The 23,142-nt window shown below is 66.6% G+C and carries 21 protein-coding genes, 1 tRNA gene and 3 pseudogenes; 18 read left to right on the forward strand and 7 right to left on the reverse strand.

Annotated features, from left to right (window positions below):
• The first annotated feature begins 10 nt into the window (after positions 1–10).
• From LPB142_RS00905 to iolB, 7 genes are all read left to right on the forward strand, one after another.
• Positions 11–907 carry a sugar phosphate isomerase/epimerase family protein gene (locus tag LPB142_RS00905; RefSeq protein WP_068766486.1) on the forward strand — a complete coding sequence of 299 codons (897 nt, stop codon included), beginning with the start codon at positions 11–13 and terminating at the stop codon, positions 905–907.
• An 11-nt stretch (positions 908–918) separates the two neighbouring features.
• Complete coding sequence (locus tag LPB142_RS00910; protein WP_068766485.1) at positions 919–1,920, forward strand: Gfo/Idh/MocA family oxidoreductase; 1,002 nt, start codon at positions 919–921, stop codon at positions 1,918–1,920.
• Between the two features lie 20 nt (positions 1,921–1,940).
• Positions 1,941–2,882, forward strand: a complete 942-nt coding sequence (locus LPB142_RS00915; RefSeq protein WP_071165234.1) for a sugar phosphate isomerase/epimerase family protein — start codon at positions 1,941–1,943, stop codon at positions 2,880–2,882.
• Positions 2,883–2,954: 72 nt separating this feature from the next.
• A complete protein-coding gene (locus LPB142_RS00920; RefSeq protein WP_068766483.1) occupies positions 2,955–3,239 on the forward strand; it encodes a putative quinol monooxygenase in 285 nt (94 codons plus the stop codon).
• 55 nt (positions 3,240–3,294) lie between these two features.
• Positions 3,295–5,220, forward strand: coding sequence for a bifunctional 5-dehydro-2-deoxygluconokinase/5-dehydro-2-deoxyphosphogluconate aldolase (locus LPB142_RS00925; RefSeq protein ID WP_068766482.1), 1,926 nt, complete (start codon positions 3,295–3,297; stop codon positions 5,218–5,220).
• Positions 5,220–7,073 (forward strand): 3D-(3,5/4)-trihydroxycyclohexane-1,2-dione acylhydrolase (decyclizing), encoded by a 1,854-nt coding sequence (gene iolD / locus LPB142_RS00930; RefSeq protein ID WP_068766481.1) that lies wholly within the window; start codon positions 5,220–5,222, stop codon positions 7,071–7,073. The genes LPB142_RS00925 and iolD overlap by 1 nt, the downstream gene beginning before the upstream one ends.
• A gap of 11 nt (positions 7,074–7,084) precedes the next feature.
• A complete protein-coding gene (gene iolB / locus LPB142_RS00935) occupies positions 7,085–7,894 on the forward strand; it encodes a 5-deoxy-glucuronate isomerase (protein ID WP_068766480.1) in 810 nt (269 codons plus the stop codon).
• Positions 7,895–8,093: 199 nt separating this feature from the next.
• Here the strand turns inward: iolB and LPB142_RS19505 are convergent.
• Positions 8,094–8,450: pseudogene (locus tag LPB142_RS19505) on the reverse strand (type IV secretion system protein); the annotation flags it as partial.
• Between LPB142_RS19505 and LPB142_RS19510 the strand changes: the two are divergent.
• Together LPB142_RS19510 and LPB142_RS19925 are read left to right on the forward strand one after the other, a co-directional pair.
• A pseudogene (locus tag LPB142_RS19510) lies at positions 8,427–8,642 on the forward strand (IS66 family transposase); the annotation flags it as partial. The pseudogenes LPB142_RS19505 and LPB142_RS19510 sit on opposite strands and share 24 nt — an antisense overlap.
• Positions 8,640–9,137, forward strand: coding sequence for a phage antirepressor KilAC domain-containing protein (locus tag LPB142_RS19925; protein ID WP_231879011.1), 498 nt, complete (start codon positions 8,640–8,642; stop codon positions 9,135–9,137). The pseudogene LPB142_RS19510 and the gene LPB142_RS19925, both read left to right, overlap by 3 nt.
• Before the next feature lie 327 nt (positions 9,138–9,464).
• Here the strand turns inward: LPB142_RS19925 and LPB142_RS00950 are convergent, their stop codons facing one another.
• From LPB142_RS00950 to LPB142_RS00975, 6 genes are all read right to left on the reverse strand, one after another.
• Positions 9,465–9,710 (reverse strand): site-specific integrase, encoded by a 246-nt coding sequence (locus LPB142_RS00950; protein ID WP_068766477.1) that lies wholly within the window; start codon positions 9,708–9,710, stop codon positions 9,465–9,467.
• A gap of 31 nt (positions 9,711–9,741) precedes the next feature.
• On the reverse strand, positions 9,742–10,875 hold the full coding sequence (locus tag LPB142_RS00955; RefSeq protein ID WP_071165236.1) for a tyrosine-type recombinase/integrase: 1,134 nt from the start codon (positions 10,873–10,875) through the stop codon (positions 9,742–9,744).
• A gap of 87 nt (positions 10,876–10,962) precedes the next feature.
• Positions 10,963–11,038 (reverse strand) — tRNA-Thr (locus LPB142_RS00960).
• Between the two features lie 61 nt (positions 11,039–11,099).
• The gene (locus LPB142_RS00965) at positions 11,100–12,542 is read right to left on the reverse strand and encodes a heme biosynthesis protein HemY (RefSeq protein ID WP_071165237.1); all 1,443 of its coding nucleotides are present in this window, start codon (positions 12,540–12,542) and stop codon (positions 11,100–11,102) included.
• 10 nt (positions 12,543–12,552) lie between these two features.
• Positions 12,553–13,767, reverse strand: coding sequence for a COG4223 family protein (locus LPB142_RS00970; RefSeq protein WP_071165238.1), 1,215 nt, complete (start codon positions 13,765–13,767; stop codon positions 12,553–12,555).
• A 64-nt stretch (positions 13,768–13,831) separates the two neighbouring features.
• Entirely contained in the window at positions 13,832–14,557 is a 726-nt protein-coding gene (locus LPB142_RS00975) for a uroporphyrinogen-III synthase (RefSeq protein WP_082872942.1), read from the reverse strand.
• 72 nt (positions 14,558–14,629) lie between these two features.
• Here LPB142_RS00975 and tsaD point away from each other — a divergent pair, with 72 nt between their 5' ends.
• From tsaD to pstB, 9 genes and pseudogenes are all read left to right on the forward strand, one after another.
• Positions 14,630–15,724 carry a tRNA (adenosine(37)-N6)-threonylcarbamoyltransferase complex transferase subunit TsaD gene (gene tsaD / locus LPB142_RS00980; protein ID WP_071167070.1) on the forward strand — a complete coding sequence of 365 codons (1,095 nt, stop codon included), beginning with the start codon at positions 14,630–14,632 and terminating at the stop codon, positions 15,722–15,724.
• A pseudogene (locus LPB142_RS00985) lies at positions 15,721–16,675 on the forward strand (NAD(P)H-dependent glycerol-3-phosphate dehydrogenase). The gene tsaD and the pseudogene LPB142_RS00985 overlap by 4 nt, the downstream one beginning before the upstream one ends.
• A 1-nt stretch (position 16,676) precedes the next feature.
• A complete protein-coding gene (locus LPB142_RS00990) occupies positions 16,677–16,946 on the forward strand; it encodes a YciI family protein (RefSeq protein WP_068766472.1) in 270 nt (89 codons plus the stop codon).
• The gene (locus LPB142_RS00995; RefSeq protein ID WP_068766471.1) at positions 16,946–17,365 is read left to right on the forward strand and encodes an EVE domain-containing protein; all 420 of its coding nucleotides are present in this window, start codon (positions 16,946–16,948) and stop codon (positions 17,363–17,365) included. Before LPB142_RS00990 ends, LPB142_RS00995 begins: the two co-directional genes overlap by 1 nt.
• 266 nt (positions 17,366–17,631) lie before the next feature.
• A complete protein-coding gene (locus LPB142_RS01000) occupies positions 17,632–18,327 on the forward strand; it encodes a CbiX/SirB N-terminal domain-containing protein (RefSeq protein WP_071165239.1) in 696 nt (231 codons plus the stop codon).
• 109 nt (positions 18,328–18,436) lie between these two features.
• A complete protein-coding gene (locus LPB142_RS01005; protein WP_071165240.1) occupies positions 18,437–19,477 on the forward strand; it encodes a substrate-binding domain-containing protein in 1,041 nt (346 codons plus the stop codon).
• 52 nt (positions 19,478–19,529) lie between these two features.
• Positions 19,530–20,990: a phosphate ABC transporter permease subunit PstC gene (gene pstC, locus LPB142_RS01010; protein WP_071167071.1), complete on the forward strand. Its 1,461-nt coding sequence runs from the start codon at positions 19,530–19,532 to the stop codon at positions 20,988–20,990.
• Positions 20,987–22,321 carry a phosphate ABC transporter permease PstA gene (gene pstA / locus LPB142_RS01015; protein ID WP_071165241.1) on the forward strand — a complete coding sequence of 445 codons (1,335 nt, stop codon included), beginning with the start codon at positions 20,987–20,989 and terminating at the stop codon, positions 22,319–22,321. Before pstC ends, pstA begins: the two co-directional genes overlap by 4 nt.
• A 12-nt stretch (positions 22,322–22,333) precedes the next feature.
• Entirely contained in the window at positions 22,334–23,131 is a 798-nt protein-coding gene (gene pstB / locus LPB142_RS01020; protein WP_068766467.1) for a phosphate ABC transporter ATP-binding protein PstB, read from the forward strand.
• Positions 23,132–23,142: the final 11 nt, after the last annotated feature.

Below are 23,142 nucleotides of genomic sequence, written 5' to 3' on the forward strand. Positions count from 1 at the left end.
GGTAAACCAGATGAAACACACGCTTGACCCGCACATGATCCGGCATCTCTCGCTCGAGGATACGATCCGCAAGGTTGCGGAACTCGGATATGATCACGTCGAGATGTCCCCGCGCCCGGATTTCTTCTCGTGGTGGACGCGGCCGAAGCTTTATCCGGAGAAGATCCAAAGCTTCAAGAAAGCTCTGCGCGACAACAATGTGGGCCTTGCCACGTTGCAGCCGATGTATCGCTGGGCCAGCCCCTATGCCGATGAATGGGACATGGCCATCGACAACTGGAAGCGCGCGATCAACTTCGCGGTGGAGCTGGAATGCCCGATGTTCGTCTCGGAGTTCGGCCGCGGCGGCTCGCCCAACCGCAGCCTGAACGACCGGTCCGGCCTGCATCGCCCCGAGGTCTGCGAGGGGCAGTTCTTCCGCGCGATGGACATCCTTGTGCCGATCCTCGAACGCGAAGGCATCAAGTTGTCGCTTGAGGCCCATCCAGAAGACTGGATCGAGAATATCCATCCCGCGATCGACATCATCAAGACGATCAATTCGCCGATGGTGCGCGCCTCGTTCATCGCGCCGCATACGTTCTTCTATGGACCCGACATGGTGTCGAACCTGCGCGCGACCGAGGGGCTCTTGGAACATGTGCGGCTTGCCGACACCTATGACCACAACAAGTCGTCCGAGCTGCGCTATATCGTGAACCCGCCCGAGTCCAAGGTCCGCGTCCACCAGCACCTTGATTTCGGCCAAGGCGAGATCGACTGGGACGTGTTCTTCGCGACGCTGGCCGACATGAAGTTCGACGGGGTTCTGTCGAACTGCGTTTTCGCCTGGGAAGACCGCGCCGAGGACAGCGCGCGCTTCATGCTGGCGGAAACGAAACGCTATCTCGACAAACATTTCAAATAAGGATGCCTGACATGGCACTGAAAGTCGGAGTCATCGGCACGGGGATGATCGGTCAGGACCACATCCGCCGGCTGACCCAGGTTCTGTCGGGGGTCGAAGTGGCGGGCGTCACCGATATTGACCTTGCGAGGGCGAAATCGGCGGCCCCTGCGGGCGCGACGGTCTACGAGACCCCTGAGGCGCTGATCACCGCGCCCGAGGTGCAGGCGGTGGTGATCTGTTCCTGGGGCCCCGCGCATGAAGCGCAGCTGCTGGCCTGCATCGCGGCGGGCAAGCCGGTCTTTTGCGAAAAGCCGATGGTCACCTCCGAGGCCGCAGCACTCAAGGTGATCGAGGCCGAGGTAGCCTTCGGTCGCCGTCTGGTGCAGGTGGGCTTCATGCGCCGGTTCGACGCCGATTACCGGCGGCTCAAGCGCGTGATCGACGGCGGCACCCTCGGCGCGCCCTTGATGTATTACTCCAAGCACCGCAACGCCTCCGTCCCCGAGGGGCTTTACACCTCGGAAATGCCGCTCAACGACACGCTGGTGCATGACGCGGATATCTCGCGCTGGTTGCTCAGCGATGAGGTGAGCGCCGTCGAGGTCCGCGTGCCGCGCCGCTCGACCCGGGGCCGCGATCTGCGCGACCCGGTGATGGTCATGCTGCACATGGCCTCCGAGGCGATCGTCGATGTCGAGATCTCGGTGAACATCGGCTACGGCTACGACATCCGCGGCGAGGTGAGCTGCGAGAACGGCATCGCCGCGCTGCCGAACCGCCCCGCGGCGGTGGTGACCGACGCGAATGGCATCCGTCAGGCGATCCCCGAGGATTGGCGCGAGCGGTTCATCGAAGCCTATGACCAGGAATTCCGCGAATGGATCGTCGCGGCAGGCGCGGGCACGGCCACGGGCCCGAGCGCTTGGGACGGCTATGCCGCGACCCTGGTCGCCGATGCGGCGCTGCGTGCCGTCGACAGCGGCGCGCGCGAGCCCGTGACGATGATCGACAAACCCGCACTCTACAACTGATCGGTGCAAGGAGACCTGCGATGAAACTTTCGATCTGCACCGATGTGATGGGGAACCTCTCCTTCACCGAGATGCTCGATAAATGCGTCAAACTCGGTGTCGAGGGCATCGAGATGACCGGCGGCGGCTGGTCCAAGGGCCCGCATTTCCGCGCCGACGAACTTCTGGCCGACAAGGGCCTGCTGAAGAGCAAGCTCAAGGAGATCGAGGCGCGCGGGCTCTCGATCGCGGCGCTCAACTGCTCGGCCAACCCGCTCGATCCGGGCGCGATGGGCACGCGGCATCTGAAAGAGATGAAGGAGACGATCACGCTCGCGGGCGAGATCGGCGTCGAGACCATCGTCACGATGTCGGGCCTGCCCGAGGCGGCACCGGGCGACACCGTGCCGAACTGGCTGGTCTATACCAAAAGCTGGCCCGACGAGATGCCCGAGCGCGACCGCTATCAGTGGGAGGGCCGAGCCTTCCCGTTGTGGCACGACCTCGTCGATTTCGGCAAGAAGGCCGGGATCAAGCGCTACGCGCTCGAGAACTTCTCGGCGATGCTGGTGTGGAACCCGGAAACCCTGTTCCGCCTGCGCAATGAAGTGGGCGAGATGGTCGGCATGAACCTCGACCCCAGCCACCTGATGTGGATGGGCGCCGAACCCATCGCCTCGGCCCGCGCACTGGGCAAAGCCATCCATCACTGCCACGGCAAGGATACCCGTATCGAGCGCGGCCTATGCGACGTGAACGGGCTTCTGGAACTCAAGGACGTGACCGACGTCGCCAACCGCGCCTGGAACTACGTCGCCGTCGGCGCGGGTCGTGACCTGCAATGGTGGAAGGAGTTCTTCTCGGTCGTGCGGATGTGCGGCTACAACGGCTGGGTTTCGCTTGAGATGGAAGATTTCACCATGTCGACCGAGGCCGGCATCCAATCCTCGATCGACGCGCTGCAAGCCACGATCTCGCGCTGATCGAGACACCGGTCCCGGGCCTCTACCCTCCTCCCCCCGGCCCGGGACCGGCCCATCTGAAGGAGACTGCGGATGTACAAGTTCATCATCACCCTCGACGTCACGCCCGGCGCGCGCGCCAAGATCCTCGAACGCGCCCCCGAGGCGCAGGCCGCCACCCGCGCCGAACCGGGCTGCATCGCCTATGACCTCTACGCCTGTACCGACAACCCCGACCGGATGGTCTTCGTCGAGGCCTGGGTCGATGAGGCCGCGCATGCCTTCCATATGGAGCAGGAGCATACGAAGCGCTTCATCGCCTTCCACGAGCAATTCCACGAGCGGCTGGTCTTCGAAACGATCAACCCCGCCGACTGACACGCCCGGCGCCGAACGCGCCCGCGCACTCCAACCAACTTCAGGGACCGCGAAGATGACCAAGACCCTCGATGTGATCACGATCGGCCGCGCTGGCGTCGATCTTTATGGCGCGCAGATCGGCGGGCGGCTGGAGGATATGGGCTCCTTCGAGAAATATATCGGCGGCTCGCCCACCAACATCGCCTGCGGCACGGCGCGGCTCGGGCTGAAATCGGGGCTGATCACGCGGGTGGGCGACGAGCACATGGGCCGTTTCATCCGCGAGCAACTGGTGCGCGAGGGCGTGGACGTGCGCGGTGTGGCGACCGACCCCGAGCGGCTGACCGCGCTGGTGATCCTCGGGATCCGCGACGAGGAACAATTCCCCCTGATCTTCTATCGCGAGAATTGCGCCGACATGGCGCTGTGCGAGGACGACATCGACCCCGCGCTGATCGCCGACACCCGCTCGGTTCTGGCCACCGGCACGCATCTGTCGAATCCGCGCACCGAGGCGGCGGTCCTCAAGGCGCTGGAACTCGCGCGCGAGTATGGGGCCAAGACCGCGCTCGACATCGACTATCGTCCGAACCTCTGGGGTGTGGCCGGTCATGGCGACGGCGAAAGCCGGTTTGTCGAAAGCGCCGCAGTGACGGCGAAGCTGCAAGCGAGCCTGCATTTCTTCGACCTGATCGTCGGCACCGAGGAGGAATTCCACATCGCGGGCGGCACCACCGACACGATCGCGGCGCTGCGCGCGGTGCGCGCGGTCAGCGCGGCGGTGCTGGTGTGCAAGCGTGGCGCCAAGGGGGCCGTGGCGTTCGAGGGCGCGATCCCCGACAGCCTCGATGACGGCCAGACCGGGCCGGGTTTCCCGATCGAGGTCTTCAACGTGCTGGGCGCCGGCGATGGCTTCTTCTCGGGCCTGATGAAGGGTTGGCTCGATGGCGAAAGCTGGCCGAAGGCGCTCGAATACGCCAATGCCTGTGGCGCCTTCGCGGTTAGCCGCCATGGCTGCACGCCCGCCTATCCCTCGCTGGCGGAGCTTGAGTTCTTCCTCAAGCGCGGCGTCATCCGCCCCGATCTGCGCAACGACACCGATCTCGAACAGATCCACTGGTCCACGAACCGCGCACGCCGCGGCCTGCCCGACTGGGACGATTACCGGATCTTCGCCTTCGACCACCGGCTGCAACTCGAGGAAATGGCGGGCTACACCCCGGCCAAGGGCGGCGCCTTCAAGGAGCTGTGCCTGGATGCGGCGCGCGAGGTGCAGGCCGGGCGCCCGGGCTACGGGATCCTCTGCGACAACCGGATCGGCCGTCGCGCGCTGCATGCGGCCTCTGGCACGGGGCTGTGGATCGGGCGTCCCTGCGAATGGCCGGGCTCGCGGCCGCTGACCCTCGAACCCGAACTGGGGGCCGATTGCGGCGGGCTTGTGCAATGGGCGCGCGAGGATGTGGTCAAGGTGCTGTGCTTCTGCCACCCGACCGACGACGCGGCCACGCGCGCGGGTCAGGAGGCGACGGTGAAGCGCCTGTTCGAGGCCGCGCGTCGCAACAATCTGGAATTCTTGCTGGAAATCATCCCCTCGAAAGTCGCCCCGGTGACCGAGGCGACGACGGCAACCCTGATCCGGCAATTCTACGAGGCGGGCATCTACCCCGACTGGTGGAAGCTGGAACCGATGGCGACACGGGCTGAGTGGGCCGAAGCCTGTGCCGCCATCGGACACTATGACCCCCACACCCGCGGCATCGTCGTGCTCGGGCTCGATGCACCCGAGGCAGAACTCGCCGCGAGCTTCGCGGTCGCCGCCGCCTTCCCGATGGTCAAGGGCTTCGCCGTCGGGCGCACGATCTTCGGCGATGTCGCACGCGGCTGGATGAAGGGCGAGATGACCGACGCGGCCGCCGTGGCCGAGATGGCGCGGCGCTATGCGCGGCTCTGCGGGATCTGGGACGAGGCGCGGACCCGCGCAACTGGAAAGGCAGCGTGATGGAAACGATCCGTTTGACGGCCGCGCAGGCGATGGTGCGTTGGCTCGAGGTGCAGTTCAACGCCGAGGGCGACCGCTTCATCGAGGGAATGTGGGCGATCTTCGGCCATGGCAACGTGGCGGGGATCGGCGAGGCGCTGCATTCGCGCAAGGCGACCTTCCCGACCTGGCGCGGACAGAACGAGCAGACCATGGCCCATGCCGCGATCGCCTTCGCCAAGGGGCGCGGGCGGCGGCAGGCGCATGCCGTCACGAGCTCGATCGGGCCGGGCTCGACCAATGTGGTCACGGCGGCGGCGCTTGCACATGTGAACCGGCTGCCGCTTCTGATCGTGGCGGGCGATGTCTTCGCCACGCGCCGCCCCGATCCAGTGCTGCAACAGGTCGAGGATTTCGACGATGGCACCATCAGCGCCAACGATTGCTTCAAGCCGGTGGTGCGTTATTTCGACCGGATTTCGCGCCCCGAGCATCTGCTCAGCGCGCTGCCCCGCGCGCTACGGGTCATGACCGATCCGGCCAATTGCGGGCCGGTCTGTCTGGCGTTCTGTCAGGACACGCAGGCCGAGGCCTATGATTACCCGGTGGAGTTCTTCGCGCCGCGGGTCTGGCACATTCGCCGCCCCGCGCCCGATGCGGGGGAACTGGCCCGCGTCGCGGATCTGATCCGCTCGGCCAAACGCCCGGTGATCATCGCGGGCGGCGGGGTGATCTATTCGGGCGCCGAGGCGGTGCTTGCAGACTTCGCCACGCGTCACGCGATCCCGGTGGCCGAGACGCAGGCGGGCAAGTCGAGCCTGCCGCAGAGCCATCCGATGAACTTCGGTGCGAGCGGTGTCGATGGGTCGGCGGCGGCGAATGCGGCGTCGAGCGCGGCCGATCTGGTGATCGGCATCGGCACGCGATTCCAAGATTTCACCACTGGCTCGCGCACGCTGTTCGGGCCCGAGGCGCAGCTCGTCTCGATCAACATCCACGGCTATGATGCAGCCAAGCATGGCGCCGAAAGCCTTGTCGCCGACGCCAAGGTCGCGCTCGAGGCACTGACCGAAGCCTTGGGCGAATACCGGGCCGAGGCCCCCGATGCCGAGGCCCGCGCCGACTGGCTGCGCGCGGTCGATGCCTATTGCGCGCGCCCCGAGGATCAGGCCGCCAAACCGACCGACGGACAGGTGATCGGCGCGGTGCAGCGCGCAACCGGCGAGAGCGCCATCGCGATGTGCGCCGCGGGTACGATGCCCGGCGCGCTCAAGCTGCTGTGGAAACCCTCGCAGGGCGGCTATCACATGGAATACGGCTATAGCTGCATGGGCTACGAGGTGGCCGGCGCGATGGGCCTCAAGCTCGCGCGGCCGGACCGCGAGGTGATCTGCTTCGTCGGCGATGGCAGCTACATGATGGCGAATGCCGAACTCGCCACGGCAGTGATGCGGCGCATCCCCTTCACCGTCGTGCTGACCGACAACCGCGGCTATGGCTGTATCAACCGGCTGCAGACGATGGGCTGCGGCGGCGAGCCCTTCAACAACATGTATGTCGATTGCAACATCGAGGTGCAGCCTGAAATCGACTATGTGGCCCATGCCCGCGCGATGGGGGCCTATGCGGTCAAGGCCGCAGGCACCGACGCGCTCGAGGCCGAGATCGCAGCGGCCCGCGCGCGCGACATCCCCACCGTGATCGTGATCGACACTGTGGCCAAGGACTTCCCCGGCACCGGCTTGCAGACCACCGCGGGCGAGCATGGCTTCTTCTGGGACGTGGCGGTGCCGCAGGTGTCCGAGCGTCAAAAGCAACGCGACCGCTTCGAGGAATACCTGACCCAGATCGCCAATGCGCGGCTGTTGAACTGAGGAGAGAGACGATGCCCGATCTGCTGCGCAAACCTTTTGGCACCCACGGCAAGGTGCATGAGATCACCCCCGCGACTGCCGGCTGGCGTTATGTCGGCTTCTCGCTTTACCGGCTGCGGGCAGGCGAGAGCGCGGCCGAGGCGACCGGATCGACCGAGGTGATCCTGGTGATGGTCGAGGGCAAGGCCAAGGTCACGGCAGCAGGGCAGGACTGGGGCGTTCTGGGCGAGCGGATGGATGTGTTTGAGAAGACGCCGCCGCATTGCCTTTATGTGCCGAACGGGCAGGACTGGGCCGCGGTGGCGGAAACCGACTGCACGATCGCCATCTGTGCCGCACCCGGCAAGGGCGGGCACCCCGCGCGGCGGATCGGGCCCGACGGCATCTCGCTGACCGAGCGCGGTAAGGGCACCAACACGCGCTACATCAACAATATTGCGATGGAGGCCGAGGATTACTGCGACAGCCTGCTGGTCACCGAGGTCTTCACCCCCGCGGGCCACTGGTCGAGCTATCCAAGCCATCGCCATGACGAGGACGACTTCCCCCGCATCACCTATCTCGAAGAGACCTATTATCACCGGCTGAACCCGGCGCAGGGCTGGGCGGTGCAGCGGGTCTATACCGAGGACGGCACGCTCGGCGAAACGATGGCGGTCAGCGATGGCGATGTCGTTTGCGTGCCGCGCGGCCATCACCCCTGCGGCGCGCCCTATGGGTTCGAGCTTTACTACCTGAACGTCATGGCCGGCCCACGCCGCAACTGGCGTTTCATCCCCGATCCCGCGAGCGAATGGATCATGGCGCGCGACGCCAAGTGATCTGGCGGGAACTTCACGGGAAGCAGCATGCGCACCGGCGCTCGAGGCGACCTCGGATCGTTATGCCCCTCTCGAAAGTTTAGGAGTAGAGGGGTGTAACGGTCGGCGTAAGAATGGACACTCGCCGCTACCGCAGCGAACGACCGCTTTCCGCCCTTCATGTCGATAAGAACGCATCGTTGCGACGCTGCGTTGGACTTCACTGCCCCAACCGCTTCGCCCTCTCGGCCATCCGTACCACCTGCGCGCTTGCCGTTGCCGCAGCGCTCCGCACGGCGGCAGGTGTCTGAACCGCACCTCGCCCGATCGCTTCGCCTGTCGTTAGCGCTCCGATCCGCGCCCTGCCCTTCACGCCGCCGGTATTGGAGATCCCGCGCAAAATTCCTGTCGATCCAGCGACAACGGCGGGCGCGGCCGCCACCATCAGGTTCCCGGAGATCCCCCGCACGATCAGGGGCGTTGCTGCTACAAATCCTTTGGCCAGGAAAACCATGACGAAGAACGGCACGAGCGAGCCGATGTTGGTTGCCGAGTTCGGATCGCCGCGCTTTACAAGATCGAGGATGCCATCCGCGGCGCCGCGCCCGATCGACGCCGGGCGATGCGGCAGGACCTGTCCCGCCCGTTGGTGGACGCGTTCTTCCTCTGGCTCGCGGCCCAGGCCAAGCGGGTCTCGAGCAAAACCGACCTCGGCAAGGCGATGAGCTACATGCTCATTCCCGAGCGCGACCTCTACCGCCTCGTCATGCGCTCGAAACTGCCCAGCGCCGAACGCTTCGAGGAATGGGTCGTCGGGACGGTCCTGCCCACAATCCGCAAGACGGGCTCTTATGTGCGCGGTGAAGAAGCCTTCGACGTGACCACCGAGGCTGGCCTTGCCGCTGCGACGATGCACGTTATGGCCGCCCTGCAAGCGAAAGCGGACGGGTTCAGGGCGATGTTTGAGGCCGCGAAGCCCAAGGCCGACGCCTTCGCGGTGATTGAGGAAGCCACGGGGTCAATGACCGTCACCGAGGCCGCCAAGGCCCTGAAAGCGAAGCGGGCGGACCTCTACGGCTCCCTTGAGCATCGCAAATGGGTCACGAAGGGCAAAAACCGTCAGGCCACCGCAGCCGCCTTGCGCCCCGGCTATATGGACACGCGGACCCACACGGACACCCGAGGGCGCGTCCACTCAACCCCCGTGGTAACGCCCAAGGGTCTCGCCTATCTCGCCCGGATCAAGGCTCAGAAGCGCGCCTAGGGGGCTCCTGATCGCGGGGCAGCGGGAGCAGGGACGGAGGAGGTGTGCTCCTTCTGACTATCTCGTCTGGGATGGCAGATCAGGGATTGACGGAGAGGGTATGCGCTCTTCCTGACCCCTGGGATTCAATTACCACACAGCATAGGAGGGAGCCCCCCCTTTACATGATAGATAACATGTTACGGGATGCCCAAAGTGAGTGGCCAGGCTAGGACATGTCCAGCGTCCTGTGAGCGCCTCCCACTCCTCCCTCCTCTCCCCCAGACAACGCAACGAAGCTCCTTCCGGGGCCTCTATTTTTTCACTAGCGCCGACCGTCCCAACGCCTTACGGTTGGGCCTCCGCGTCCACGGCGGGCAATCCCAACGCCTTGCGCATCGCCTTCGTGGTCTGGCGCAGTTTCGCAACATCGCCGCCATAGACCCGATCCCCCATGCTCCCGAGGGCATGACCGAGGATAAGGTTTTGGTCCAGCGACGACACCTCGGCCAGAATGAGGCGGTCCTTCATGTTGTGGCGAAGCGAATGGACAACATGCTTGGGGTCTTTGGTCACGGTGCGCAGGTGCTTCATCAACGATGCGGAGGCCGCGTCAGCGCCCCCCTCAGAGGCATAGGCAGGGAACAGGAGGGCCCTCTCGGGGCAGCGCAAGGGCCTCCTTGGCGGCTTCCAGAGCGTCTCCGACGAGGGGAACGGAACGGCGAGAAGCTTCGGTCTTAAGCCTCCGGTTCTCGTGCCATGTCACCTTGATATGCGGGAAATCTCCGCCCGTCGCCATGTCCTCGACCCGCAGCCCCGTGACCTCGGCCAGACGACACCCGGTGCCCTCAAGGATGCGCCATATCAGCGCCAAGTCGGCCCTAGCGTGGCTCGTGAGCCGCTCCCTGACTTTCCGAAGCACGGGGTCCGGTAGCGGGTCGCGCTTCTCCCCCTCCGACGCACGGCCCCGCACGGCGCCCAGAGTGAGCTTGTTGAACGGGTTCAGAAAGGTCGCCGGAAGGGGGAACTCCGTGGCCGCGAAGTTGATCACGGCGTTCAGCCCGTTCAGGTCACGCCCGACCGAGGCGGGGCTGATCTTCTCGCCGTTTTCCTTGACCCGGCCCGGCATGTAATCACGGACCTTCCGGGCGTCATCGCGCGTCAGGTCCACAAGAACGGGGTCAGCGCCGAGGGCCGCACAGGCATAGCCCACAACCCGGTCAATCCGCACCGCGAACCTCTGCAATTCTCCGGGACTTTCATCGCCCTTCGCCCTCTCTGCGAGGTATAGACGCTTGGCGTCCCCTAGCGTGGCCGCGGGGGCAGGGTATCGCTTCGGCCCGAGGCGCAGAAGGTTGACCGTGTGGCGCGCAACAGGGGGCGCTCCGAGGGGCTCATAACCGTCTTGCGGGAAGCTGTCCGCCAGCGCATCGGCAGCAAGCTCTAGCTCTTCTGCCGTCGCCCCGAGTTCAACCATCTCGGCCCGACGGCGCAGCGCCTCGGCATGGGCTGCACGGTCCGACGCATCCGGTGAAGACGCAGCCACGGCCTCGGCAAGCCGCCGTTTGGCCTCGGCAATCTCGCGTTCAACTTCGGCATGGTAGCGGGGATAGGCGGAGAGGGCTTGTTTCTCCGAATCACCCAGCTTCCGTTTGAACTCGCGCTTCGTGATCGCTGCGGCAACGTCCTTGGGCACTCTCCGGCGATACTGGAAAGTTCCGGCCTTGGTGCGCTCAACGTACTTCAAAACAAGTCCCATGTGTGCTCCGTGTGTGCCAAGAAGTGCACCACACGGAACGCTATGTCACGGAAATCTTTGACTCATTTACCCTTTGTTTCGGGTAAATGGTGCCGGTGAAGGGACTCGAACCCCCGACCCCATCATTACGAATGACGTGCTCTACCAGCTGAGCTACACCGGCCCGGTGGCGCGCGGATAGCATGCCCCGGAGCCGATGTGTAGCCCTAATTTTCATTTCGCCCTCAAGTCTTGGGCGGCGCCTCGGCGTCGAGATCAATCACCTCGGCCTCCTCCGGCGCGGGCCCGCTTGGGCGCCCGACGATCAGCGGCAGCATCTCCGCCCCATGCGGCAAAGGCGCGATCGTCTGCTGCGGCTCGCGCCAGCTCAGCGTGTCGAACCCGCCGCAATTGTCACACACCGGCGCCCAGTCCGCCTGGATATTCTGACATTTGTCGCAGCACCATTGCGGCCCGCGCGGCGCGCTGAGCGCCCGCGTCAGCCAGCCGCGCACCACCGCGTCATCGGCGCCCTCGCCCCGCTCGACCGCCGCCATGATGGTCAGCACCCGCGCCGTCGGATGGCTCTCGACGAGATCGCCGAGCGCGCGCCGCGCCGCCGGGAAATCCTCCGCCGCGATGTTGAGCTCGGCGAGGAGCAGCTTGGTTTCCTCATGATCGGGCCGCGCGGCGAGCAGCTTCTCGAACCGCTTGAGCCGCGCAGAGGGGCTTTCCTCGGGCGCGATCTCGGCAAAAACCGCCGCGAGATCGGGGTGCGGCTGCGCGGCCCAGGCCTTCAGCACGACCCGCGCGGCGGCCTTCGGGTTGGCGCGGTCGATATAGGCGCGCGCCGCCATCACCGCCGCCGGGATCAGATCGGGCGAGGATTTGTTCGCCGCGATCGCCGCCTCGCGGGCCTCGATCGAAGCACCCTCCTCGAAGACCCCCTTCGCCTCCTGCAGTGCCAAAACCGCATCGCGCCGCTTGTGGACATCCTTCGGCAACAGCCCCTGCCGCACCTTGGTGTTCAGAACATTGCGCGCACCGTGCCAATCGCCCTTCGCGGTTTGCAGCGCGAGCAGCGTGTCCTGCACGCCCTCATGCTTGGGCTTGAGCGCATAGGCCTTCTCGGCGAGCTTCAGCGCCGTCGCCGTGTCGCCCTCGGCGAGCTTTTGCTTCATCAGACCCTGAACCGCCACAAAACGGGTGCGGTTATCGGCCAGAAGACGCTTGTAAACCTCGGTCGCGCGGCGGGTATCGCCGACCATCTCGGCCGCCTGCGCGGTCAGCAGGTTGGTCAGCTCCGGCCGGCGCAGAAACCGCTCCGCCCGCGCCGCCTTGGAGAGGGCAAGCCGCCCCTCGCCCGAGGCGACCGCCATCATCCCCTCGGCCAGCGCCTCGAAACCCTTGCGCTCGCGGTTGCGGTCGAAATAGCGGCTGATCGCGGTTTCATCGCCGCTCAGGAAGCGCAGGAACGCGACCAGGAACCCCACGATCTTGATCACCACCCAGACCGCGATAAAGGTCAGGAGCGCCACGATCACCGCCTGCAACGGCCCGAGCGTGAATTCCATCCCGAGCGCGGTGATGCGGATCCCCTCGGCGCTTTCGGCCAGATGCGTGGCGCCGAGCGTCAGCCCCGCGACGATGATGAGAAACAGCGCAATTTTAATGAAAGACCAGATCATCGCCGTCTCCTTATTGGCCGAGCGCCTGCAGCGCCGCCTGCGCCGCGAGCCGCGCCTTCGCCTGGGCCGCCCAATCGGCGAGCGGGGCCTGCGCCGCCGGCGGCAGCGTCTCGATCTCGGCCAGCGCGGCGGCAAAATCGCCCCCCTCGACCGCCGCCTGCGCCCGCGAGAGCACCGCATCGGCATCCTCGCCCGCCCGCGGCGCGACCGACCGCGCCCCGAGCTGCGCCATCAAGAAGGCCTTCATCTTGTCGAGCCCCTCGCCCGCGGTTTCCTTGCGCGCAACCGCAAGCGCCTGCCGCGCCGCCTCGGGGAAGGCGGCTTGCAGCGCGCCGACGCTGGCGATCTCACCGCCGAGCTCGGCGGGCGCCGCGACCCCGGCCGCCGTCAGATCCGCGAGCGGCACGGCGAGCGAAGCGCCCGATTCGAAGGCCGCCTTGAGCCGCGCAACGGCCGCCTCCGCCATCACCTTCTTCGCCGCGGCCTCGGTCTCGGCGCGCATCTGCGCGGCCTGCGCCTCGGCCTCGGAAATCCGCTGCTCGGCCGCGGCGGCGGCGGCCGCGATCGCCTGCTGCGCCGCCTCGCCCGCCGGGGCCGCGCCCGCCAATTCGCCGCGCAAGGCATCAAGCTGCGCCTGCAGCGCCTGCAACGCCGCCGGCGCCACACCGCCCTCGCCCAGCGGCATCTGCTCAAGCGCCGCGACCCGCCCAGCGAGCGCCTCTTGCGCCTCGCGCACCGCCCGCACCGAGGCCGAAACCTCATCGAGCGCCGCCTGAACGCCCGACAGATCCGGCGCCGCCGGAGCCGCCGCCCGCAGCGCGGCAAGCTCTTGGGTCAGCGCCTCGATCTTGGCGTTTTGCGTCTCTATTTCGGCCTGAAATGGCGCCGGATCCGCCGCCGGCGCGGTGAGCGGCAACATCGCCTTGAGCCCCTCGGGCAGCTTCGGAAGCGCATAGATCACCGCCCCCGCGCCCAGCGCCGCCGCAACCACCCCGCCCAGCGCCATCGGCACGAACCCGCCTCGCGACGGTGCCGCAACCGGGGCCGGCGCCTCGGCCTTCGGCGCCTCAGGCCCGATCTCGCGCTCCGGCTCCGGCGCGGGCTCGGCCTCGAGCGGCGGCTCGATGTCCTTGGGGGCCTCCTCGACCGTATCCGCCTTGACCTCCGGGATGACGATCACCGGAACGCCCTCAGCCTCCGGCTTCTCCCGATCCGACTCAGCCATGTCATCCCCCCTTGACCATCCAGAATTTCGTCTCGCGTCAGTCTAGGCGCCGCGGCCCGAGGGCTCAACCCGCCTTGGCTGGGCCAATAAGCCGCGTCAGCGCCTCGAGAACGCCGCGCAGATCGGGCCGCTCCGCGACCTCAAGCCGCTCCGGGCGCAGCGGCCCGGCCCGCTCGGCCACCGTCGCGCTGATCGCCGCGACCCAGATCCGCCCGCGCCAATCGCCAAGCTCCTGCACCAGCCGATCGGCCGAGCGCGGCGAGAAGAGCGGCGCGACCACCAGCCCCGCCCGCGCGAGCTGCGCCCGGATCGCGGGCTCGAGCGCACAGGCCTGCTGTCGGTAAACCACCACCTCTTTCGTCTCTATTTCAGCGGAATTGAGCAGATCTGCGAGCGGAACCGCCACCTCCTCACCGCGCGCATGGACAAGCCCGCCGCCGCGATGCTGCGCCCTGATCAGCGGCAAGAGCCCGCGCGCATCGCCCTGCCCCTCGAGCGTCTCGAACCCCGCGCGCCGCGCCGCCGCGGCGGTTTTGCCCCCCACACAATAGGCCCGCCGCCCCGCCGCCGGCGAACGCGCGACAAACGGCGCCACCGCGTTTTGCGAGGTGAAAATCACCTCTCGCGCCGGCGGGATCTCCGCGGGGAGCGCGACGATTTCCATCAAGGGAGCGATCAGAACCGGCAGATCTTCGCCGAAGCGCGCGGCGATCTCGGCGGCACAGCGCCGCGAGGCCGCCTCCGGGCGGGTCAGCAGGATCGTCGGACGGGTGTCACTTTGCGCGGTCACGGGCAGCCCCGGGATTGTGCGATGCCTGCCCCGGTGTTACCTGCGATGAAAGGCCACCGCAACCGGAGCGATATGACACAGGTGCTGACATTTCTCGGGCTGGAGTCGAGCTGCGACGATACCGCGGCGGCGGTGGTGCGCAGCGGGCCGGAGGGCACGGAGATCCTGGCCTCGGTGGTCGCCGGGCAGACCGAGCTGCACGCGGCCTTTGGCGGCGTCGTGCCCGAAATCGCCGCGCGCGCCCATGCCGAGAAGCTCGACCTCTGTGTCGAGGAGGCGCTGGCGGGCGCGGGGGTGAGGCTCGGCGATCTGGACGGCGTGGCGGTGACGGCGGGGCCGGGGCTGATCGGCGGGGTGATGTCGGGCGTGATGTGCGCCAAGGGTATTGCCGCGGGCGCCGGGCTGCCGCTTGTGGGGGTCAACCATCTCGCGGGCCATGCGCTGACGCCGCGGCTGACCGACGGCATCGCCTTTCCGTATCTGATGCTGCTGGTCTCCGGCGGGCATTGTCAGTTTCTGATCGCCCACGGGCCGGAAGAATTCACCCGCCTTGGCGGCACGATCGACGATGCGCCTGGCGAAGCCTTTGATAAAACGGCGAAACTTCTTGGCCTGCCGCAGCCCGGCGGCCCCGCGGTCGAGGCGGAGGCCGCCACCGGCAACGCGCGCGCCTTTGCGCTTCCGCGCCCGCTGCTTGATCGGCCGGGGTGTGACATGTCGTTTTCCGGGCTGAAGACCGCGCTCCTGCGGGCGCGGGATGCGGCGGTGGCGGAGCATGGCGGCCTGCCGCGGCAGGTGCGCGCCGATCTCTGCGCGAGCTTTCAGGCCGCGGTGCGCGATGTTCTGGCGGAGAAATCCCGCCGCGCGCTGGCGATTTATCTCGCGCAGGCGCCCGGTGAGCCGGTCTTTGCCGTGGCGGGGGGCGTCGCGGCAAACAAGGCGCTTCGGGCCGAGTTAGAGACGGTTTGCGCCAAGCTCGGCGTGCGATTCACCGCGCCGCCGCTGCGGCTGTGCACCGATAACGCCGCGATGATCGCCTTCGCCGGGATCGAGCGGTTCCGCATGGGGGCGCGCGACGGGATGGATCTGCTCGCCCGGCCGCGCTGGCCGCTCGACCGCAGCGCGCCGGCGCTCGTTGGCTCCGGCAAGAAGGGGGCGAAAGCATGAGCGTGACCGTCCTCGGCGCGGGCGCTTTTGGCACCGCGCTGGCCGTCAGCCTCGCGCAGAACGGGCCCGTGATGCTCTGGGCGCGCGACGGGGCGCATGTCGCAGATGGGCGCGTCGCGTGAAAACGCCAAGCGCCTCGCCGGGGTGACTCTGCCCGAAAACGTCTCTGTTACGGCGGAAATCGAGGCCGCAACGCAGGCCGAGACGCTGCTTCTGGCGATGCCGATGCAGCAGATGTCGCCCTTTCTCACCGCAAACGCCGCGCGGCTTGGGGGCAAGACGCTCGTCGCCTGCTCGAAGGGGATCGACCTTGCCACCGGCCGCGGGCCGACCGCGCTGATCGAGGCCGCAGCCCCCGGCGCGCGCGCCGCGATCCTGACCGGGCCGAGCTTTGCCGCCGATATTGCGCGCGGCTTGCCCACCGCTTTGACTCTGGCCTGCGCGAGCCCCTGCGAAGACCTCCAGCACGCGCTTTCGACCCCCACGCTGCGGCTTTACCGCACGACCGACACCACCGGCGCCGAGCTCGGCGGCGCGCTGAAGAACGTCATCGCGATCGCCGCGGGGGTGGTGATCGGCGCGGGGCTTGGCGATTCGGCGCGCGCGGCGCTGATGACCCGGGGCTTTGCCGAGATCAGCCGGATCGCCATCGCGATGGGCGCGCGCGCCGAGACCCTCGCCGGGCTTTCGGGCTTTGGCGATCTCGTGCTGACCTGCACCTCGACGCAATCGCGCAACTTCCGCTACGGGATCGCGCTCGGCGCCGGGCAGGCCTTTGACACAAGCACCACGGTCGAAGGCGTCGCCACCGCCAAAGCAGTCTCTATTCTGGCGCAAAACGCCCATATCGAGATGCCGGTCGCGGCGATGATCGCCGCGCTGACCGAGCACAAGATCACCGTTTCAGATGCAATTCAGGCGCTGCTTTCGCGCCCGCTCAAGGAGGAATGACATGCTTTTCGCCATCATCTGCCGCGACAAGGCCGGCGCGTTGCAAACCCGGCTCGACACCCGCGCCGACCACCTCGCCTATATCGAGGCGACGGGCGTGGTGAAAATGGCCGGGCCGTTCCTCGAAGAGGGGCAGATGTGCGGCTCGCTGGTGATCGTCGAGACCGAAGACCTCGCCGCCGCACAGGCCTGGGCCGCGGCTGACCCCTATGCCAAGGCGGGGCTCTTCGAGAGCGTTTCGGTCACCGAATGGAAGAAGGTGATCGGCTGATGGCGTATTGGCTCTTCAAATCCGAGCCGAACAAATGGTCCTGGGACCAGCAGGTCGCGCGCGGTGAGGCGGGCGAGCAATGGGACGGCGTGCGCAACTATCTCGCGCGCAACAACATGCGCGCGATGAAAATCGGCGATCGCGGGTTCTTCTACCATTCGAACATCGGCAAGGAGATCGTCGGCGTGGTCGAGGTCTGTGCCGAGAGCCACCCCGATTCGACCACCGACGACCCGCGCTGGGATTGCGTGGATATCAAGGCGGTGAAGCCGCTGGTGCGGCCGGTGACGCTCGCGGAGGTCAAGGCGGATAGCCGGCTCGACAAGATGGCGCTGGTGACCTCGATGCGGCTTTCGGTGCAGCCGGTGACGGACGAGGAATGGAAGATCATCTGCGCGCTCGGCGGGATCGACCCCTGAGCGCAGCCGCCCCGAAAAACGAGGAGGGCCCCGGCACCCCTACCAGGACCCTCCTTCACCCCACGTGCTCCCCTACGCACCACACGTGAAACTGTCTATTGGGTCCTGGCCTTCCTGGCCGGTAAGTTGGTTTTAGGCGAGTTCTCGATTCGTCTCAAGCCCTGAATCCCGACAATATGACGTATTTTCAATTGGTTAAGGTTTAGATTTTGTAAACCTTCCGCGCCGCCATTGCCGCGCATGACAAAGGCGCTAAGCTCCGAGCCATGAAACAGGTCGTTCTCGTTGCCCATGGCTCGCCCTCCGAGCCCGAACCGCAGGAAGCCGCGCTGCAGGCGCTGGTGGCGCGGCTCGGCGCGCTTTGCCCCGGCGATGAGATCCGCGGCGCGACGCTCGCAAGCCCGGGCGCCCTGGCCCGCGCGCTCGACGGGCTCGAGCGCCCGCTGATCTACCCGTTCTTCATGGCCGAAGGCTGGTTCACCCGGCGCGAGATGCCGCGGCGGATCGCCGAGCTGGGCGTCGAGGTGCGCTACCTGCGGCCGCTCGGGCTGGAGCCCGGCCTGCCCGATCTGATCGCGCGCGATTGTCTCGCGGGGGCGAAAACCGCCGGAATAGAGCCGAATTCGAGCGATCTGATCCTGGTCGGCCATGGCTCCAAGGTCGCGCGGAAATCGAAGGATACGACCTATGCGATGGCCGAGACCCTACGCCGGCGGTTGCCGTTCTGGCGAGTGCGGGTCGCGCTGATCGAGGAGCCGCCGTTCCTTGTCGATATCGCGCGCGAATCGCCCGGCGGGGTTTGCCTGCCGTTCTTTGCGCTGCGCGCGGGCCATGTCGCCGAGGATATCCCGCAGGCGCTCGCCGAGGCCGGGTTCGACGGCGTTCTCCTTGATCCGATCGGGGCGCATCCGGGCACCGCGGAGCTGATCGCCGCGGCAATCGCGCGCGCCGAGGCGCCGTGACGGCATTGTCACACGACTGTCACACAACATTTGCATAAGCGTCACCGTCGGCACCTACGAGGGGCCCCAAGGCCAGCCCGGCCTGTGCAAGACAGTTCAGGAGTGATCCATGAAAACCGTGAAATACACCGTCTCGGCCCTGGCGATCGTCGCCGCCTCGGCTTCGGGTGCCCTCGCCCGTGACCAAGTCCAGTCGGCCGGCTCCTCGACCGTGCTGCCCTATGCCACGATCGTCGCCGAAGCCTTTGGCGAGAACTTCGATTTCCCGACCCCGGTGGTCGAATCGGGTGGTTCGGGCGCTGGCCGCAAGAAGCTCTGCGAAGGCGTTGGCGAAAACACCATCGACATCGCGAACTCGTCCTCGCGCATCAAGCAATCGGACATCGACCTCTGCGCCCAGAACGGCGTGAACGAGATCATGGAAGTCCGCTTCGGCTATGACGGGATCGTCTTCGCCTCGGATATCGGCGGCGCCGATTTCGCCTTCACCCCCTCGGATTGGTACAACGCGATCGCCGCCAATGTCGTCAAGGACGGCGCGCTCGTCGCCAACACCGCGAAGACCTGGGCCGATGTGAACGCCGCGCTCCCGGCGCAAGACATCCTCGCCTTCATCCCGGGCACCAAGCACGGCACCCGTGAAGTGTTCGACACCAAGGTGCTCGAAGCCGGCTGTGAAGCCACCGGCGCGCTGGCGAAATTCGTCGAAGCCGCGGGCGGCGACGAGAAAGAAGGCGCCAAGAAGTGCCTCGACCTGCGCACCGACGGCGTTTCGGTCGACATCGACGGCGACTACACCGAGACCCTGTCGCGCATCGACGCCAACAAGAACGCGATCGGCGTGTTCGGCCTGTCGTTCTACCAGAACAACACCGACAAGCTGAAAGTCGCGACCATGGACGGCATCGTGCCCTCGACCGAGACCATCGCCTCGGGCGACTATCCGGTCTCGCGTCCGCTCTACTTCTACGTCAAGAAAGCGCATATCGGCGTCATCCCCGGCCTGAAGGAATACATCGAGTTCTTCGTGTCGGACGATATGGCCGGCCCGGAAGGCCCGCTGGCCGCCTACGGCCTCGTGTCGGACCCGGAGCTCGCCAAGACCCAGGAGATGGTCGCGGCCGAGACCCCGATGGGCCCGCTGAACTAAGACTTCCGGGTGGCGCCTTCGGGCGCCACCTTTTCCCTCCGGGAGAGATATGATGAGCCTCGGTATCCTGACCCTGATCGTGATCGCGCTCGCAGGCATCGGCTATGTGATCGGCCGCCGCCTCGCGCTGAAGAAAGCAGGGGGAGACGCGCGGCGGCTCCACTCCCTGCCCGGCTATTACGGGCAATCCGTTTTCCTGTTCACCGCCGTGCCCGCGCTTGTCGTGCTCGGCCTGTGGATCCTCGTGCAGCCCGCGCTCATCGAGAGCCGGGTGAGCGCGCATCTCACCTCCGCCGATATCCCCGAGGGCTCGAGCCTGTCGCTGGTGATGAGCGACGTGCGCCGCATCGCGGGCGGGCTTGACCTGATCGCCGCGCAAGGCGCGCTGAGCGAGGACGCCCTGACCAACATGCGCGCCGATCTGAGCGATATCCGCGGCCGCCTCGCCACGGTGGGCGTTGCGGTGGGCGACACGATCCGCCCCGGCGTGTTCGAGGCCGCCAAGACCTACCGCGACATGACCGCCGCCGGCGCCACCGCGATGAGCGTGCTGACGCTGGCACTGGCGCTGGCCGGCATGGCCTTCGCGCTGACCCGGATCACCGCCGAGTTCCGCGCCCGCAACGTCTCGGAAACCTTCGTGCGCTGGCTCCTGATCGGCGCCTCGCTCGTCGCGATCCTGACGACGGTGGGCATCGTGCTCTCGCTCGTCTTCGAGACGGTGCATTTCTTCCGCCTCTACCCGCTCGACAAGTTCTTCTTCTCCGCGACCTGGAACCCGAAATTCGGCGGCGGCTCCGATCTCGGCATCCTGCCGCTGATCTGGGGCACGCTCTATGTCTCCTTCATCGCGCTCTTCGTCGCGGTGCCGGTGGGGATCTTCTCGGCGATCTATCTCGCCGAATATGCGCCCAAGAAGATCCGCGCCACCGCGAAGCCCATGCTCGAACTCCTCGCCGGGATCCCGACGATCGTCTACGGCCTCTTCGCGCTGATCACGGTGGGGCCGCTCCTGCGCGATTATTTCGCCGCGCCGCTGGGGCTTGGCTCCTCCTCGAGCTCGGTTCTGACCGCGGGCCTCGTCATGGGCATCATGCTGATCCCCTTCGTCTCCTCGCTCTCCGATGACATCATCAACGCGGTGCCGCAATCGCTGCGCGACGGCTCCTACGGGCTTGGCGCGACGCAATCGGAAACCGTGAAACAGGTGATCTTGCCCGCCGCGCTGCCCGGCATCGTCGGCGCGATCCTGCTCGCGGCCTCGCGCGCCATCGGCGAGACGATGATCGTGGTGCTCGGCGCGGGGGCGGCGGCGAAGATGTCGCTCAACCCCTTCGAGGCGATGACCACCGTCACCGTGAAGATCGTCAGCCAGCTCACCGGCGATACCGAATTCGCCTCGCCGGAGACGCTCGTCGCCTTCGCGCTCGGGCTGACGCTCTTTGTCTTCACGCTGTGCCTCAACGTTCTCGCGCTCTACATCGTGCGCAAATATCGGGAGCAATACGAATGACGCTCGAAGCGACCAACACCGGCTCCTCGCTTTACCGCACCGACGCCCGCACCAAACGCCGCAACGCCGCCGAGAAGCGCTTCCGCTTCTATGGCATGGCGACGGTGGCCTTCGGGGTGCTCGCGCTCCTGCTGCTTCTCGGCTCGATCCTCGGCTCGGGGCTCAGCGCGTTCCGCCAGACCACGATGGACCTCACCGTCACACTCGACGAGAAGGTGCTCGACAAGAAGGGCGCGCGCGACCCGGCCGATCTCGCCAAGGTCACGACGGTGGGCTACGCCAAGCTCCTCGAGACCGCGCTGATCCAGGAAGTCACCGAGAAGGGCCTCGCGCCCGCGGGGATGAAACCCAAGGACATCGCCGGGCTGATCTCGAAAGAGGCCCCCGCGCAGCTGCGCAACAAGGTGCTCGCCCACCCCGATCTGATCGGCCAGACGATCACCTTCAACGTGCTCGCGAACGGCCGGGTGGATGGCTTCTTCAAGGGCCGCGTCACGATGGAAAGCGCCGCCCTCGACAGCAATATCTCGCCCGAACAGCTCACCCTCGCGCAGGCGATGCGCGATGCGGGGCTGATGTCGATGGGCTTCAACCTCGGCTTCATCACCGCGCCCGACGCCTCCGAGCTGCGCCCCGAGGCCGCGGGCCTGGGCGTGGCGGTGCTCGGCTCGGCCTATATGATGCTGATCGTGCTGGTCCTCTCGCTGCCGATCGGGGTCGCGGCCTCGATCTATCTCGAGGAATTCGCGCCGAAAAACTGGATCACCGACCTGATCGAGGTGAATATCTCGAACCTCGCCGCGGTGCCCTCGATCGTCTTCGGGATCCTCGGCCTCGCCGCCTTCATCAACTTCGCCGGGATGCCGCAGAGCTCGCCGGTGGTGGGCGGGCTGGTGCTCACGCTGATGACCCTGCCGCGGATCATCATCCCGGCGCGCGCCGCGCTCAAATCGGTGCCGCCCTCGATCAAGGACGCAGCACTCGGCGTCGGCGCCTCGAAGATGCAGACCGTGTTCCACCACGTCCTGCCGCTCGCGACCCCGGGGATCCTGACCGGCGCGATCATCGGCCTCGCGCAGGCGCTCGGCGAAACCGCGCCGCTGCTGCTGATCGGCATGGTCGCCTTCGTGCGCGATTACCCCGCCGCGCCGCCCGAGGGCTTCTTCGACCCGGCCTCGGCGATCCCGGTGCAGATCTACAGCTGGACCCAGCGCGCGGACCCCGCCTTTACCGAACGCGCCTCGGGGGCCATCATCGTGCTGATGATCTTCCTTCTCGTAATGAACTCGCTCGCGGTTGTGCTGCGGCGCAAATTCGAACGGCGCTGGTAAGGAGAGCCGATCATGAACGTAATGACTCGAATGGAGAACGCCGTGCAGGCCAGTGAAATCAAGATCTCCGCCAAGGATGTGCAGGTCTATTACGGCGCCTCCCACGCGATCAAGGATGTCAACATCGAGATCCTCGACAAGACCGTCACCGCCTTCATCGGCCCGTCGGGCTGCGGGAAATCGACCTTCCTGCGCACGCTCAACCGGATGAACGACACGATCGACATCTGCCGCGTCGAGGGGGAAATCCTGCTCGATGGCGAGAATATCTATGACCGCAAGGTCGACCCGGTGCAGCTGCGCGCCAAGGTGGGGATGGTCTTCCAAAAGCCAAACCCCTTCCCGAAATCGATCTATGACAACGTGGCCTATGGCCCGCGCATCCACGGCCTGACCCGCTCGAAAGCCGAGCTCGACGAGATCGTGGAAAGCTCGCTGCGCAAGGCCGCGCTCTGGAACGAGGTCAAGGACCGCATTCAGGAGCCCGGCACCGGCCTTTCCGGCGGCCAGCAACAGCGTCTGTGCATCGCCCGCGCGGTGGCCACCTCGCCCGAGGTGCTCCTGATGGACGAACCCTGCTCGGCGCTCGACCCGATCGCGACGGCGCAGGTCGAGGAGCTGATCGACGAGCTGCGCGAGAATTTCTCGGTGGTGATCGTGACGCACTCGATGCAACAGGCCGCCCGCGTCAGCCAGCGCACCGCCTTCTTCCACCTCGGCAATCTCGTCGAATTCGGCGACACCACGCAGATCTTCACGAACCCGCACGATCCGCGCACCGAGAGCTATATCACCGGCCGGATCGGCTGACGGAGACCCAG

Origin of the sequence: Rhodobacter xanthinilyticus, assembly GCF_001856665.1 — a bacterium.
Classification (GTDB): Bacteria; Pseudomonadota; Alphaproteobacteria; order Rhodobacterales; family Rhodobacteraceae; genus Rhodobacter; species Rhodobacter xanthinilyticus.

Bases quoted from the DNA above. Each gene is read 5' to 3' on its own strand.
- LPB142_RS00905 (WP_068766486.1), top strand. From the start codon at position 11: ATGAAACACACGCTTGACCCGCACATGATCCGGCATCTCTCGCTCGAG.
- LPB142_RS00910 (WP_068766485.1), top strand. From the start codon at position 919: ATGGCACTGAAAGTCGGAGTCATCGGCACGGGGATGATCGGTCAGGAC.
- LPB142_RS00915 (WP_071165234.1), top strand. From the start codon at position 1,941: ATGAAACTTTCGATCTGCACCGATGTGATGGGGAACCTCTCCTTCACC.
- LPB142_RS00920 (WP_068766483.1), top strand. From the start codon at position 2,955: ATGTACAAGTTCATCATCACCCTCGACGTCACGCCCGGCGCGCGCGCC.
- LPB142_RS00925 (WP_068766482.1), top strand. From the start codon at position 3,295: ATGACCAAGACCCTCGATGTGATCACGATCGGCCGCGCTGGCGTCGAT.
- iolD (WP_068766481.1), top strand. From the start codon at position 5,220: ATGGAAACGATCCGTTTGACGGCCGCGCAGGCGATGGTGCGTTGGCTC.
- iolB (WP_068766480.1), top strand. From the start codon at position 7,085: ATGCCCGATCTGCTGCGCAAACCTTTTGGCACCCACGGCAAGGTGCAT.
- LPB142_RS19925 (WP_231879011.1), top strand. From the start codon at position 8,640: ATGCGCTCGAAACTGCCCAGCGCCGAACGCTTCGAGGAATGGGTCGTC.
- LPB142_RS00950 (WP_068766477.1), bottom strand. From the start codon at position 9,710: ATGAAGCACCTGCGCACCGTGACCAAAGACCCCAAGCATGTTGTCCAT.
- LPB142_RS00955 (WP_071165236.1), bottom strand. From the start codon at position 10,875: ATGGGACTTGTTTTGAAGTACGTTGAGCGCACCAAGGCCGGAACTTTC.
- LPB142_RS00965 (WP_071165237.1), bottom strand. From the start codon at position 12,542: ATGATCTGGTCTTTCATTAAAATTGCGCTGTTTCTCATCATCGTCGCG.
- LPB142_RS00970 (WP_071165238.1), bottom strand. From the start codon at position 13,767: ATGGCTGAGTCGGATCGGGAGAAGCCGGAGGCTGAGGGCGTTCCGGTG.
- tsaD (WP_071167070.1), top strand. From the start codon at position 14,630: ATGACACAGGTGCTGACATTTCTCGGGCTGGAGTCGAGCTGCGACGAT.
- LPB142_RS00990 (WP_068766472.1), top strand. From the start codon at position 16,677: ATGCTTTTCGCCATCATCTGCCGCGACAAGGCCGGCGCGTTGCAAACC.
- LPB142_RS00995 (WP_068766471.1), top strand. From the start codon at position 16,946: ATGGCGTATTGGCTCTTCAAATCCGAGCCGAACAAATGGTCCTGGGAC.
- LPB142_RS01000 (WP_071165239.1), top strand. From the start codon at position 17,632: ATGAAACAGGTCGTTCTCGTTGCCCATGGCTCGCCCTCCGAGCCCGAA.
- LPB142_RS01005 (WP_071165240.1), top strand. From the start codon at position 18,437: ATGAAAACCGTGAAATACACCGTCTCGGCCCTGGCGATCGTCGCCGCC.
- pstC (WP_071167071.1), top strand. From the start codon at position 19,530: ATGAGCCTCGGTATCCTGACCCTGATCGTGATCGCGCTCGCAGGCATC.
- pstA (WP_071165241.1), top strand. From the start codon at position 20,987: ATGACGCTCGAAGCGACCAACACCGGCTCCTCGCTTTACCGCACCGAC.
- pstB (WP_068766467.1), top strand. From the start codon at position 22,334: ATGAACGTAATGACTCGAATGGAGAACGCCGTGCAGGCCAGTGAAATC.